We start from the raw sequence: 12813 nt of genomic DNA, 5'->3' as shown, positions 1-12813 counted from the left end.
GTCGCTACCGTCCCGTTGAGGGCAAGCCGGCAGCCTGTTTCAGCGCGCGTTCGAGCAGCCGCCTGATCCGCGCCTCATCCTCGAAGCGCATGCGGACACCGAACACTTCCGCTTTCTCGGCGAGCTGAAGCCGCGCGCCAGACGTGCCGCGGAGCCGTGCATGGTCCTTGGCCGTGGTGACGAGACGGAACCCATCCGCTGCGGCGCGGGCCAGCAGCCGCGCGGCATCAGCGTCGCTGAAGGGGTGATGATCGGGGAAGGGTTCGCGCCCCGCGATTTCGGCACCAGCCGCCTCGAGCGAGGCGAAGAACTTCTCGGGCCGACCAATGCCGGCAAAAGCGAGATAGCGACCGCCATCGACAAAGTCAGGGCGGGCCGGCTCTAGGAACGCGCGGAGGATCACCCGCCCGGCTCGCGCCGCGACGCGCACGACATGATCGCCGCCCTCGCCGGTACCGACGATCAGCACGGCATCCGCGCGGACGAGCTGTGTCCTCAGCGGCGCCCTGAGCGGCCCCGCTGGCATGACCTTGCCGTTGCCGATGCCCGCGACACCGTCCACCACGACGAGGCTGAAGTCCTTGGCGAGCGAGGGGTTCTGGAAGCCGTCATCCATGATGATGCAGTCGACACCCGCCGCTTCCAGCAACGGCACGCCCTTCGGCCGGTCCGCCGCCACCGCGACGGGCCCCTTGTCAGCGAGAAGCAGCGCCTCGTCACCGACGAGAGCCGCATCATCGCGCGCCGGATCGACGAGATGCGCAGCCGTGACGCGGCCACCATAACCGCGCGTCAGGAAGCCGGGCCGAAAGCCGAGATCCTTGACGATATCCGCGATCGCAAGCGCCGTCGGCGTCTTGCCGGCGCCGCCGACGACGAAATTACCGACGCAAATGACCGGCAATGGTGCGCGGACGAGCGGCGGCCGGAGCATCCGCGCGCCTGAAACGGCCGACCAGATCGCCGCAACCGGCATCAGCGCCAGCGATGTTACACCGCCGCGCCGCCGCCACCAGAAGCGCGGCGCGGTGATCACGACTTGCGGCCCGCGGTCTTGCCCGCCCGGGCGCGACGCATGCGCACCATATCGCGCTGGCCGAGGCTCGCGGCCACGACCAGCGGCGCCAGATAGGGGCGAAGCGCCGCAAGCGTCGCATCAAGCGCGCCCGAGAACGGCGCCAGCGCTGCCGTTCCGCGCTCGGCCAGCGCCCTGAGCGCCGCCGGGTCGGCGTAAAGTTCGTCGAGCGCCGCGGCGAGGCTCTCTGCATCGGTGACGGGCGCCCTGCCCGTTCCCCGGTCGAGCGCCTTGAAGATCTCGGCGGCGTTCTCGACCTGCGGCCCATGCAGGATGGCCGTTTCGAGCAGCGCCGCCTCGATCGGATTGTGTCCACCGACCGGCACCAGCGTGCCGCCGATAAAGGCGGCCGGCGCGGCGCGGTAGAAGAGCCCAAGTTCGCCCAACGTATCGGCGATGTAAAGATCGGTCGCGTCGGTCACCGGGTCGCCGCGGCTGCGGAGCGCCACGGAGAACCCCGCGGCGGCAAGGTTTGCCGCGAGCGCTGGGCCGCGCACCGGGTGGCGCGGGACGATGACGGAGAGGAAATCCGGCCGCCCTACCCGCACCGCGCGATGCGCCTCAGCGACCACCGTCTCCTCGCCCTCATGCGTCGATGCGGCGACGAAGACGGCGCGGCCTTCTGTTTCGCGGCGGAAATCTTCCAGGGCCACAGGCTCGGCTCCGGGCGCGGGCACGTCGAATTTCAGATTGCCGACCGAGCGCGCCTGCTTGAGCCCGAGGGCGCGCAGCCGTTCGGCATCGCCATCGCTCTGCGCCAGAGCCAGTTCGACGCCTTCGAACAGCGGTGCCATGGCGCCGCCGAACCGGCGCCAGCGCCGGAAGGAGCGTGGCGTCATGCGCGCATTGATGCGGATCTCCGGGATGCGCCGCGCCGCGAGGCGGGTCATCGTGGTCGGCCAGAGTTCCGACTCGAAGAACAGCGCCAGATCCGGCTTCCAGGCGTCGAGGAAGCGATCGATGAAGGGCTGGATGTCGAGCGGCGCATATTGATGAATCGCCCCGCGCGGCAGGCGCTGGGCAGCGACACGGGCGCTGGTCACCGTCACGCTGGTGAGCAGAACCGTCAGCCCCTCGGCGGCGATCCGCGCGATCAGTGGCATGACGGCATTCGTCTCGCCGACACTCGCGACATGAATCCAGACCAGCGGTCCCGCCGGGCGATTGATCGACGGCCGGCCATAGCGCTCGTCACGCCGCGTGCGCTCTTCCTTGCCCTTCCGCGTTCGCCAGGCGAGAAGCAGCGGCACCAACGGCATCGCGGCGTAGCCCGCCAGGCGATAGAGCCCGCGCGCGCTGCTGCCGATTACGTCAGTCATCTTTGCCGCCGACGCGCTCATAGGCGATGGCGGTGATCCGGTTGAGCTCGGCCTCGAGCTCTTGCCGCTTTTCCTCGCGCACGGCCTCGTCGGCATCGCCCGGCACGGCGATCGGCGTGCCAAAAATGCACGAGCCGCGGCTGAAAGGCAGGTTGATCGTGGTGCGATCCCAGTTCTCGAGGACGAGACGGCGGGAAGTCGCGAGCGCGATCGGCAGGATCGGCCGGCCCGAGACACGCGAGAGCGCGATGATGCCTGGCCCCGCACGACGCGATTCGGCATGGCTGAGATCAGCCGTCATCGCGACCGTGACGCCTTCGGCCAGCGCCTTCTTCATTTCCAGGAAGCCGCGCAGCCCGCCCTTCTCGATGGTGCGCGAGGGGGTGCGCGCTGCCGAAGCGCGGATGGTGCCATAACCGAATTTCTCGGCGATGATCGCGTTGATCTCGCCATCGCGATGGCGCGACACCATCACCTTCAGGTTGAAGCCCTTGCTCGGCACGAAGGGCGCCATCAGGTGCTGTCCGTGCCACATCGTCATGATGCCGGGCAGGAACGCGCGATAGGCTTCCAGCGGGTCCTGGGGCTCGAAGGTGATGCGACTGGTGGCTCGGACGAGCTTCAGATAGGCAACAGCCGCAAGCCCGGCGACGCGCACGGCGCGATCGGACGTGCCGAGCTTCTTCAGCACGTGTTTCGGCGTTCTCGGCTTCGGCGCCGGCTGGCTGGCCGGCTCGTCGGCCGACCCGATGGGGGCCTGGTCATTCACGATCGCATTCATCCTCGATCACCCGCCTTCGTCGCGCGACCAAGGCTCCGCGGGGACCGATCAGGCGCCGGTCGCATCTGGATCGAGCAGGCGATGCAGATGCACGATGAAATAGCGCGTCTGGGCGCTGTCGACCGTGCCCTGCGCAGCCTGCTTCCAGGCGTCATAGGCGGTCTTGTAATCGGGATAGATGCCGACGATGTCCAGCTTGGAGAGGTCGGCGAAATCGGCCGCGTCGACGGAGCTGAGCTCGCCGCCGAACACCAGATGGAGGAGCTGTTTCTTGGTCTCCGGCATCTTCGCCGATCTCCTTTGCGACAATCACATCCGGGTGAAGCCACCCGATCAGGAACGCCTGAGCAGCGCGGCGGCAGCCTCGGCTCCGGCGACAGGCCCTACAGCCTCGGCCGCGAGCTTCGGCGACGCCGCGATCAGCGCGGGATGGCGCGGATCAGGCCGATTGTAGCGGATGGGCGCGCCTTCCGCATCGCACAGCGTTCCGCCTGCTTCGTGCACCAAAAGGTCTGCTGCCGCAAGGTCCCAGTCACGTGCATCTCCGGATGCCGTTGCGATGTCGATGCGGCCGGCGGCAACCAGCGCGAGCCGATAGGCCAGCGAGGGCGTGACACGGCGATCGGCGACTTCAAAGCCCGCACCGGACAACGCCCGCATATGCCGGAGAGGGCCGGCGAAATGCAGGGCCGCGCCTTCGGCAGGCCTGGACGAGGCGATCGTCGCGCCGTTCAGCCGCGCGCCGCCGCCGCGCGTCGCCTCGAACAGCTCCTGCCGCGCCGGCGCGAAGAGGACGCCGACGCGCGGCCTCCCCTTTTCGACGATCCCGACCGAAACACACCAGTCGATATTGCCTTCCATGAAGCCACGCGTCCCGTCGATCGGATCGACGACGAAGACGCGGCTTCGGCCAAGCCGCTCCGGCGTGTCGGCGCTTTCCTCGGACAGCCAGCCATAGGAGGGCCGAGCCGCGGTCAGCGCGGCATGGAGCGAGCGGTCGGAGGCAATGTCGGCTTCGGTGACCGGCGAATCGCCGCCCTTGGTCCAGGCGCGCGGATTGTTGCCGAAGAAGCCGAGCGCGATGCGGCCCGCCTCGATGGCCGCCGCCGAGATCAGCGCGAGATCCTCGGCAAGTGAGGCGGCGTCAGCGTCCGGCAATCATCATCCCCTCGATCGCGACGGTCGGCGCATTGGACGCGTAGCGATATTCGAGGTCGTCGGCCACGATGAGCCGCCGATACATGTCCTTGAGATTGCCGGCGATGGTGATCTCGGACACCGGCTCGGCCAGCTTGCCGCCGGAAATGCGGAAGCCGCCGGCGCCGCGGCTGTAGTCGCCGGTCACGCCATTGGCGCCGTGACCGATGAGCTCGGTGACATAGACGCCTTCGCCGATATCGGCGAGCAGTTGGTCGCGACTGACCGCGCCCGGCAGCAGCGTCATATTGGTCGTGTGCGGGCCGCCGCCGCCGCCCGAGCCGCGGCCATTCGTTTCAAGGCCGAGTTCGCGTGCCGTGGCGCTGTCGAGCAGCCAGGTCTGCAATACACCATCCGCAACGAGGTCGAGCGCTTCGGAGGCGACGCCCTCCCCGTCGAACGGCCGTGAACCGAGGCCGCGCAGGCGGCGCGGATCATCGTTGATGCGGATGCCAGGCGCGAAAACCGCGGTGCCGAGCGCCGACTGCAGGAAGCTCGTCTTGCGCACGATGGCGGCGCCGTTGATCGCACCGGCGAGATGGCCGATCAGGCTGACGGCGACACGGGGATCATAGACGACGTGGCCGCGTCCCGTCGGCAGCCGGGCTGGGTTGAGTCGGCGTACCGCCCGCTCCGCAGCTTCGCGGCCGATCGCTTCGGGCGCGCGCAAGTCGCTCGCATAGACCTTGGAGTCGCCGTCATAGTCGCGCTCCATGCCCGTGCCCTCGCCGGCGATCGCCGTCATCGAGACGCTGCTGCGCGAGCCGAGATAGGCGCCGGAAAAGCCGTGCGACGTTGCGATCACCGCGCCGGTCAGGCCCCAGCCGGCAGAAGCGCCACCCGATTTCGAGATCCCGCTGACCGCGAGGGCCGCCGCCTCTGCCGCCCGCGCACGCTCGGTGAGCATGTCAGGATCGGGGATCGAAGAATCCATCAGGTCGAGATCAGGCCAGGATTTGGCGAGCTTATCCGCGGGCGCGAGGCCGGCGAACTGGTCTTCCGGCGCAACCCGCGCCATCGCCACCGCGCGCGCGGCCAGTTCGTCGGGCGGGGCGATACCATTGGTCGAGACGCTGGCGTGGCGCTTGCCGATGAAGACGCGCAGCGCCACGTCGTCGCTTTCCGAGCGTGTCGTCTCGTCGACCTTGCCGTTGCGGATATCGATCGAAAGACCGACGCGACGGACGGCGAAGGCATCGGCGGAATCGGCGCCGGCGCGGCGGGCGGCCTCAACCAGCGCGGCGGCGCGATCGACGAGGCGGGACTGGTCCGGAAGGGCTGTCATCACGTGGTCTCCGTGTTCCCCCTCTAGTAGGCATCGGGGCGTTCTGGAACAACCCCTTGCGGCAAGGCAGCGCGCGACGCATCGAGGAGCTCCAGCAGCGCACGCCGGGAGCCGGCATCCGGCTTGCATCCGGCACGACCTCGCCCCATCGTATGACCTCACGCGACGGAGACCTTTTGATGGCTGCCGAAGTCCAGGGCGCCGACCTCGCCCAGCTCGTTGTCCTGCTTGGAGCGGGGGTCGTTGCCGTGCCGATCTTCAAGCGGATCGGCCTCGGCTCGGTCATCGGCTATCTCGCCGCAGGCGTCGCCATAGGGCCGTTCGGGCTTGGCTTCTTCACCGACCCACAGGCAATCCTGCATGTCGCCGAACTCGGCGTCGTGATGTTCCTGTTCGTGATCGGCCTCGAAATGCGGCCGACGCGGCTCTGGGGACTCCGACGCGAGATCTTCGGCCTCGGCCTCGCACAGGTCGTCGCCTGCGGCGCTCTGTTGACGCTGATCGGCGTCGCGGTCGGGTTACCGCTCGCCGCCGCCTTCGTCGCCGGCATGGGCTTCGTGCTGACGTCGACTGCGACGGTGATGCAGCTTCTCGACGAGCGCGGTGACACCGCCTCGCCCTCGGGCCAGCGCATCGTCTCGATCCTGCTGCTGGAGGACCTTGCGATCGTGCCGCTGCTGGCGATCGTGGTCCTGATCGGACCCGCGACGAGCAGCGACGCGCATCAACCCTTCTGGCTCTCGGGCCTGATCGCGCTCGGCTGCGTCGCGGCGCTGGTCGCTGCCGGACGCTGGCTGCTCAATCCGATGTTCCGTATCCTTGCGGGCGCTAATGCGCGCGAGGTGATGACAGGCGCGGCGCTGCTCGTCGTGCTCGGATCGGCGCTGGCGATGCAATTCGGCGGCCTCTCCATGGCGATGGGCGCATTCCTCGCCGGCGTGATGCTGTCGGAATCGAGTTTCCGCCATCAGCTCGAGGCGGATATCGAACCGTTCCGCGGCATCCTGCTTGGCCTCTTCTTCCTGGGCGTCGGCATGTCGCTCGATCTCGGCGTGCTGGTCTCGGATTGGCACATCATCCTCGCCGCCGTCATCGGCTACATGATCGTCAAGGCGATCGGTATTTTCGGCATCGCCCGGCTCTTCCGCGCCAATCGCAAGGAGGCCTTGTCGCGCGCGGCCCTGATGGCGCAGGGCGGCGAATTCGCCTTCGTGCTCTATGCCGCCGCAACCACCGCCGGCATCATCGACGGCCGCACCAATGCCATCCTGACCGCGACCGTGATCATCTCGATGGCGCTGACGCCGCTCACCGTGATGGCACTGAAGTGGCTGCCGGAGCCGAAGCCCAATGTCGACGATCTCGACGTTGCCGACGGGCTCGAAGGGCGCGTCCTGATGATCGGCTTCGGCCGCTTCGGCCAGATCACCGCGCAGTTCCTTCTTTCCGAAGGCATCGACGTGACTGCGATCGATTCGGACGCCGACATGGTGCGGAGCGCGGCGCGGTTCGGCTTCAAGGTCTATTATGGCGACGGAACGCGGCTCGACGTGCTGCGCGCAGCCGGCATCGAACATGCCGACCTCGTCGTGGTCTGCACGGACAAACGGGAATCGACCGACCTGATCGTCGAGCTGATCCGTTCGGAATTCCCGCTTTCGAAGCTCTATGTGCGCTCCTATGACCGCCAGCACACCTTGAAACTGCGCCAGCAGGGCGTCGATTTCGAGATCCGCGAGACCTATGAGTCGGCCTTCACCTTCGGCATGAAGTCGCTCGAAGGCCTCGGCTATGACGAAAGCCATATCGCTGACGTTGCGGAGACGATCCGCGAACGCGAGGCGGCGCGCCTCGCCATCCAGATGAGCGGCGGCAAGATCTCCTACACGGACATCCAAGGCAAACTGAAGCCGGAGCCGCTGGTCGAACCCAAGCGGCGGTCCAAGGCGCTCAACGAGGCCGCCGAAAAGGCGACCGCCGAGGCGGCGGAATAGTCCGCGCCGCTCAGAGCTGCGGCGGGACCGACGTTTCCGCAGTCGCCGTCTTCGTCTTGGCCGGTCCAACCGTTGCCACCATCGTGGTGCCTTCGGAGAACAGGCGGCGAGCCGCGCGGCGGGCATCATCGATGGAGATAGCCTCGATCAGGCTGTTGCGCTTCTCGACATAGTCGATGCCGAGATTGTCGACCATGATGCCGAGGATCTGGCGCGCGATCTTGCTCGATGAATCAAACCGCAGCGCATAAGAGCCGATCATGTAGCTCTTGGCCTTGGCGAGTTCCGCCTCGGTGGGGCCTTCAGCAGCGAAGCGGGCAATCTGATCCTTGATCAGCGCGATTGTCTCGGGCGCGCGATCGGCCCGGGTCGCGGTTCCACCGGCGAAGGCATCTGCGTGGGCGAGCGTTACCAGCGAGGTCGAGATCGTATAGGCGAGACCGCGCTTCTCTCGGACCTCGGTGTAGAGCCGCGACGACATCGTACCGCCGCCGAGGATGTGATTGACGACATAAGCCGCCATGAAATCGGGATCGTTGCGCTTGATGCCTGGCCCGCCGAAGCGGATCAGCGTCTGCGGATTGGGCTGGTCGATGGCGATGATGCCGGCCTGCGGCACGATGTCGGCAACGGGCGTCAGCTGCGCGCGGTCCGGCAGCGGTCCGAAGACGCGTGCCAGCATCGCAGTCGCGTCCTTGGGGCTGATCGCGCCGACGATAGCGACCTTGAGATTGTCGCGGGCGAAGACATGACTGCGATAGGCCTCGAGATCGTCACGCGAAATGGCAGCGAGGCTGTCGGACGTGCCGTCAAGCGGCCGGCCATAGGGATGGTTGGGGAAGGCCTTGGCGCAGACCGCAAGGGTTGCCGCCGCCTGCGGGTCGCTGGCGTCGTTCTTGATGCTCGCCGCGATCTGGGCACGAATGCGCTCGACCGGCTCGGTGTCGAAGCGCGGCGCCTGCAACGCAGCGGCGAGCAGGCCGAAGGCCTCGTCGCGATTCTCCGACAACGTCTTCAGATCTCCGTAGAACCCGTCGCGGCCAGCATCGAAGCTCATGCTGATCGAGCGATCATCGAGTGCCTTCTGAAAGGCGGCGCTCTTCATGGCGCCCGCCCCCTCGTCGAGCAGGCTCGACAGCATATTGGCGACACCCGGCTTGTCGGCAGGGTCCTGTGCCGCGCCGCCGGCAAACACGAAGTCCATCGCGATCATCGGGACCGTGTAGTCCTCGACCAGCCAGGCCTCGACACCGGGCGGGCCAACGACCTTCTGGATCGACATGGCCTGGCTCGCGGGAATAATTACCAGAAGGCCGAATACGGCCATGCCGAGGCGGACGAGAAGCTTGGCCATGAAGGTCGATCTCCGTTCGTATCAGCTGCGGCCTTCGGCCGGTGCGGGGGTCAGCGTACCAGTCACAGACCGGCGTACGTCAAGAAAGGTTTTCGCGGCGGCCGAGATATCTTCCACCGTGACGTCGCCAATGCGGGCGGGCCAGCCCTGAACGGCGTCGAGCGGCTGACCGGTCGCGAGCGCCATGCCGATGATGCGGGCGAGCATCGCCTGACTGTCCTGGGCGTAGATGGCCTGGGCCCGCGTCCGCTGCTTGGCCGATGCAAGCTCCTCGGCCGTGACGCCATGGTCGCGAATGTCGGCAATCACAGCATCGACGGCCGTCTGGAGCTTGGCGAGCGGCACGTCACCGCGTGGGCTGGCATAGACACCGAAGCGGCCATAGTCGAGCGCCTCGCCGCTGTAATAAGAGCCGGCGGACGTCGCGAGCCCCTGGTCGATCACGAGAGCGCGGTAAAGACGGCTGGTGGTGCCGCGGCCAAGAATATCGGCAAGCACGTCGAGCGCCTCGGCTTCGCCGGGCTTGCCTGACGAGTAGGACGGCACCAGATAGTCGCGCTGCCAGGACGGCTGGCTGACGCGCGAATCGACAAGATCGACCGAGCGCGCGGCGAGCGGCGGCGGCTCTTTCGGCCGGTTGCGCTCACCAGGTTCCGAGCGGCGCGGCACCCTGCCGAATGTGACATCCGCGAGGCGATGCACTTCCTCCGGCGTGACGTCGCCGGCGACAACCAGGATGGCATTGTTGGGCGTGTAGTAGTGGCGGTACTGCGCCAGCGCATCGGCTGCGGTCAGGCCTTGCATCTCCTGCATCCAGCCGATGGTGGGGATGCCGTAGTGATGGTTCTGGTACAGCGCGGCGTTCATCGCCTCGCCGAGCAGAGCGCCGGGATCGTTGTCGATCCGCATCCGCCGTTCCTCAAGAATGACGTCGCGCTCCGACAGGACGGTCTTTTCCGAGAGATCAAGCCCCTCCATGCGGTCGGCCTCGAAGGCCATGACCGTGCCGAGGCGTTCCTTGCCGATCGTCTGGAAATAGGCTGTGGCGTCGGCCGTGGTGAAGGCATTCTCCTGGCCGCCGCCTTCGGAAACCTTGGAAGAGAATTCGCCGGCCGGATGCGCCTTGGTACCCTTGAACATCAGGTGTTCAAGAAAATGAGCGATGCCGGACTTGCCCGGCGGATCGTCGGCAGCACCGATCTTGTACCAGACCATGTGGGTGACGATCGGTGCCCGGTGATCCGGGACCACCACCACCTGCATGCCGTTGTCGAGCGTGAAGGTCGTCGCGTCGGGCGCGATGCGGACGGGTTCGTCGGCAAAGGCCGGCGTCCTTGCGAAACCCGCAAGACAGACGACGACAAGGAGGGCGATGAACAGGTGCGGCGCCGCCAAAAAGCGGGTTCGGTCAGGGATCAAGCTACGCTGGTCCATCAGTCCTCGACACGCGTTACCACTGCCCCCGGACACAAAGCCTAGGATAGTCTTAACGGCGAGGCGAGGAAAATATCAGCTGCGGTCGGCGAATCGGAAAAACAGCAGTTGCGTGTCGCCGGCCTCGCGGCGCTCGACCCGTTCGAGGCCATCGACCGGTTCGATGATCACGTCGGCCGCTTCCTCCAGCACGATAAGCGCGCCGGGCGCCAGCCAATTCCCCGCGACTGCCGACGCGAGCGCCGGCTCGCCGAGGCCCCGATCATAGGGCGGATCGGCGAAGACGAGATCGAAGGGAGCGACAGTGCCGGCCGGTCCGAGCTTGGTGGCGTCGCGCCGGAACAGTCGCGTCCGGCCTGTCAGTCCAAGTGTCTCGATGTTCTGCCGGATCAGGCCACGCGCCTCGACGCCCTCATCGACGAAGAGTGCATAGCTGGCGCCGCGCGACATCGCTTCGAGGCCGAGCGCGCCCGTCCCCGCGAAGAGGTCGAGCACGCGCGCGCCGGCCACCTTGTGGTCATAGCCATGCGCGAGCACGTTGAAGAGGCTTTCACGCAGGCGGTCGGAGGTTGGACGGATCGCCTGGCTCTTCGGCGCGCCCAGCGTGCGGCCGCGCCACTCACCTCCGACGATTCGCACCGCCACCTCCCGTCGAACCGCCGCCGCCATCCGTGCCCCGCGTCTTCGGACGACCGGGACCGCGTCCGCCGGGCCGCTTGTCACCGGCAGGGCCGGCGCCGGGCGCAGCGCCCTTGAAGCCCGGCCGCTTGCCGCGCGGCGCGTCGTCACGCGATGGGCGGTCGCCGCGCGCCGGCTTGTCGCCGCCGCGCGTTGGCTTTTCGTTTCGCCAGGGCTTGTCGGCGTAAGCGGGCTTGTCGCCATAGGAGGCGCGCTCGCCGCCGGCCGGCTTCTCACGGCGCGGCGGACGCTCGCCATGGGAGGGCTTTTCGCCGGCGCCGGAGCGCGCAGGGCGCGATGTCTGCGGCCGCTCGCTGCGGGCGGGACGCGCGCCGACAGGCTTGCCGGCCGTCAGTCGGCCTTCGCCATGGCGCTGCGACCGCGGGCGATCCTCTTGAGAACGCGAACCTGAACGACCACGCGGCTTTTCAGCCGGCTTGCCTTCATCCGCTTCTGGGGCGGGATGCTCGAAGCGCGCCCGGCCGCGCGTGCCGCGCTCGGCACGGACGGAACCGCGCGGCGTGGCAGCAGCCTCGCTGTCGATACGGCCGGGACCGCGACGGGGCCGATCGCCCCGCCCCTCGCCTTCTGCCGTGGGAATGGGACGCTCCGAACGGACACGGCCCCCGCGCGCCGGGCGGGCCGGTTCTTCCAGCGTCGTCTCGCGCAGGCGCGAGGCTGCAGGCTTCGGCCGCTTCAGGCGATGATCCCCCTCCGGCTCGACGCGCTCGCGCCGCTGCGGCCGTTCACGGCCAGCCGGCCGTTCCTGATCCCGGTCGGCAGTCTCCGCATCCTGAGACCGTTGCGAAGCACGGGATGGCCGCCCGGTTTCACGGAGCGGCGCATCGAAATCGGCGCCGGCCTCGTCGGCAAGCTTCTGGCCGAGCTGGTCGCGCAGCACGCGGCCCTTGATCTCGACCGCCTCGCCCTCAGGCAGATCGCCAAGCTGGAACGGGCCATAGGAGATGCGGATCAGGCGGTTGACGTCGAGGCCGAGATTAGCGAGCACATTCTTGACCTCGCGGTTCTTGCCCTCGCGCAGCGCCAGCGCGACCCAGACATTGCTACCCTGGATGCGCTCGAGCTGGGCATCGATGGCGCCATAGAGCATACCGTCGATGGTGACGCCGTCCTTGAGCCTGTCGAGATCGGGCTGCAGCACCTCGCCCCAGGCGCGGGCGCGATAGCGGCGCAGCCAGCCGGTGGAGGGCAGTTCCAGCACGCGGGCGAGACCGCCGTCATTGGTCAGCAGCAGCAGTCCCTCGGTGTTGATATCGAGCCGGCCGACCGCGACAACGCGCGGCATATGCTCCGGCAGCGCATCGAACACCGTCGGGCGCCCCTCGGGATCGCGCGCCGTCGTCACGAGGCCGCGCGGCTTGTGATACAGCCACAGCCGCGTGCGTTCGCGCGCCGGCAGCGGCACGCCATCGACGGTCACCTTGTCCTTGCGGCCGACATTGACCGCAGGCGTCGTCAGGACCGTTCCATTGATCGCGACGCGGCCGTCCTCGATCCAGCGTTCGGCATCGCGGCGCGAGCAGAGCCCGGCGCGGGCCAGCACCTTGGCGATGCGTTCGCCCTCCGTCTCGGCCTCAGCGCTGCTCTGGCGATGGGCGGCGGCGTCGTCTATGCGTTTCTTCGGCGGCTTCATGGGTAATCACCTCGGCCGCTTCCTTAACAGAGCGCCGCCAGC

The 12813-nt window shown here is 67.8% G+C and carries 11 protein-coding genes; 1 reads left to right on the top strand and 10 read right to left on the bottom strand.

Features of this window, described 5'->3' with window-relative positions:
• Positions 1 to 4: 4 nt before the first annotated feature.
• Genes lpxK through LB518_RS00430 form a run of 6 tightly spaced genes read right to left on the bottom strand, consistent with a single transcriptional unit; the run spans position 5 to position 5657 of the window.
• Entirely contained in the window at positions 5 to 1036 is a 1032-nt protein-coding gene (lpxK, locus tag LB518_RS00455) for a tetraacyldisaccharide 4'-kinase (RefSeq protein WP_224571809.1), read from the bottom strand.
• Positions 1033 to 2394 carry a 3-deoxy-D-manno-octulosonic acid transferase gene (locus LB518_RS00450; RefSeq protein WP_224571808.1) on the bottom strand — a complete coding sequence of 454 codons (1362 nt, stop codon included), beginning with the start codon at positions 2392 to 2394 and terminating at the stop codon, positions 1033 to 1035. The genes lpxK and LB518_RS00450 overlap by 4 nt, the downstream gene beginning before the upstream one ends.
• A complete protein-coding gene (locus tag LB518_RS00445) occupies positions 2387 to 3175 on the bottom strand; it encodes a lysophospholipid acyltransferase family protein (RefSeq protein ID WP_224571806.1) in 789 nt (262 codons plus the stop codon). Before LB518_RS00445 ends, LB518_RS00450 begins: the two co-directional genes overlap by 8 nt.
• A gap of 48 nt (positions 3176 to 3223) precedes the next feature.
• Entirely contained in the window at positions 3224 to 3460 is a 237-nt protein-coding gene (locus LB518_RS00440) for a DUF4170 domain-containing protein (RefSeq protein ID WP_224571805.1), read from the bottom strand.
• 48 nt (positions 3461 to 3508) lie between these two features.
• Complete coding sequence (locus LB518_RS00435) at positions 3509 to 4333, bottom strand: 3'(2'),5'-bisphosphate nucleotidase CysQ (protein ID WP_224571802.1); 825 nt, start codon at positions 4331 to 4333, stop codon at positions 3509 to 3511.
• On the bottom strand, positions 4320 to 5657 hold the full coding sequence (locus LB518_RS00430; protein ID WP_224571801.1) for a TldD/PmbA family protein: 1338 nt from the start codon (positions 5655 to 5657) through the stop codon (positions 4320 to 4322). Before LB518_RS00430 ends, LB518_RS00435 begins: the two co-directional genes overlap by 14 nt.
• A gap of 179 nt (positions 5658 to 5836) precedes the next feature.
• Here LB518_RS00430 and LB518_RS00425 point away from each other — a divergent pair, with 179 nt between their 5' ends.
• The gene (locus tag LB518_RS00425; RefSeq protein WP_224571799.1) at positions 5837 to 7651 is read left to right on the top strand and encodes a monovalent cation:proton antiporter-2 (CPA2) family protein; all 1815 of its coding nucleotides are present in this window, start codon (positions 5837 to 5839) and stop codon (positions 7649 to 7651) included.
• Between the two features lie 10 nt (positions 7652 to 7661).
• Here the strand turns inward: LB518_RS00425 and LB518_RS00420 are convergent, their stop codons facing one another.
• From LB518_RS00420 to LB518_RS00405, 4 genes are all read right to left on the bottom strand, one after another.
• Positions 7662 to 9005, bottom strand: a complete 1344-nt coding sequence (locus LB518_RS00420) for a M16 family metallopeptidase (RefSeq protein ID WP_224571797.1) — start codon at positions 9003 to 9005, stop codon at positions 7662 to 7664.
• 21 nt (positions 9006 to 9026) lie between these two features.
• Positions 9027 to 10439, bottom strand: a complete 1413-nt coding sequence (locus LB518_RS00415) for a M16 family metallopeptidase (protein WP_224571795.1) — start codon at positions 10437 to 10439, stop codon at positions 9027 to 9029.
• 75 nt (positions 10440 to 10514) lie between these two features.
• Positions 10515 to 11078: a 16S rRNA (guanine(966)-N(2))-methyltransferase RsmD gene (gene rsmD, locus LB518_RS00410; protein WP_224571793.1), complete on the bottom strand. Its 564-nt coding sequence runs from the start codon at positions 11076 to 11078 to the stop codon at positions 10515 to 10517.
• The gene (locus tag LB518_RS00405) at positions 11059 to 12771 is read right to left on the bottom strand and encodes a pseudouridine synthase (RefSeq protein ID WP_224571791.1); all 1713 of its coding nucleotides are present in this window, start codon (positions 12769 to 12771) and stop codon (positions 11059 to 11061) included. The genes rsmD and LB518_RS00405 overlap by 20 nt, the downstream gene beginning before the upstream one ends.
• Between the last annotated feature and the right edge of the window lie 42 nt (positions 12772 to 12813).

The organism is Mesorhizobium sp. BR1-1-16, assembly GCF_020165495.1.
Lineage (GTDB): Bacteria > Pseudomonadota > Alphaproteobacteria > Rhizobiales > Kaistiaceae > Kaistia.
Note: the sequence above shows the minus strand (reverse complement) of the source record. Positions and strands in the feature narration are given on the sequence as shown.

Excerpts from the sequence above, each read along its gene's own strand:
- LB518_RS00450 (WP_224571808.1), bottom strand. The coding sequence starts at position 2,394 with ATGACTGACGTAATCGGCAGCAGCGCGCGCGGGCTCTATCGCCTGGCG.
- LB518_RS00445 (WP_224571806.1), bottom strand. The coding sequence starts at position 3,175 with ATGAATGCGATCGTGAATGACCAGGCCCCCATCGGGTCGGCCGACGAG.
- LB518_RS00440 (WP_224571805.1), bottom strand. The coding sequence starts at position 3,460 with ATGCCGGAGACCAAGAAACAGCTCCTCCATCTGGTGTTCGGCGGCGAG.
- LB518_RS00430 (WP_224571801.1), bottom strand. The coding sequence starts at position 5,657 with ATGACAGCCCTTCCGGACCAGTCCCGCCTCGTCGATCGCGCCGCCGCG.
- LB518_RS00425 (WP_224571799.1), top strand. The coding sequence starts at position 5,837 with ATGGCTGCCGAAGTCCAGGGCGCCGACCTCGCCCAGCTCGTTGTCCTG.
- LB518_RS00420 (WP_224571797.1), bottom strand. The coding sequence starts at position 9,005 with ATGGCCAAGCTTCTCGTCCGCCTCGGCATGGCCGTATTCGGCCTTCTG.
- LB518_RS00415 (WP_224571795.1), bottom strand. The coding sequence starts at position 10,439 with ATGGACCAGCGTAGCTTGATCCCTGACCGAACCCGCTTTTTGGCGGCG.
- LB518_RS00405 (WP_224571791.1), bottom strand. The coding sequence starts at position 12,771 with ATGAAGCCGCCGAAGAAACGCATAGACGACGCCGCCGCCCATCGCCAG.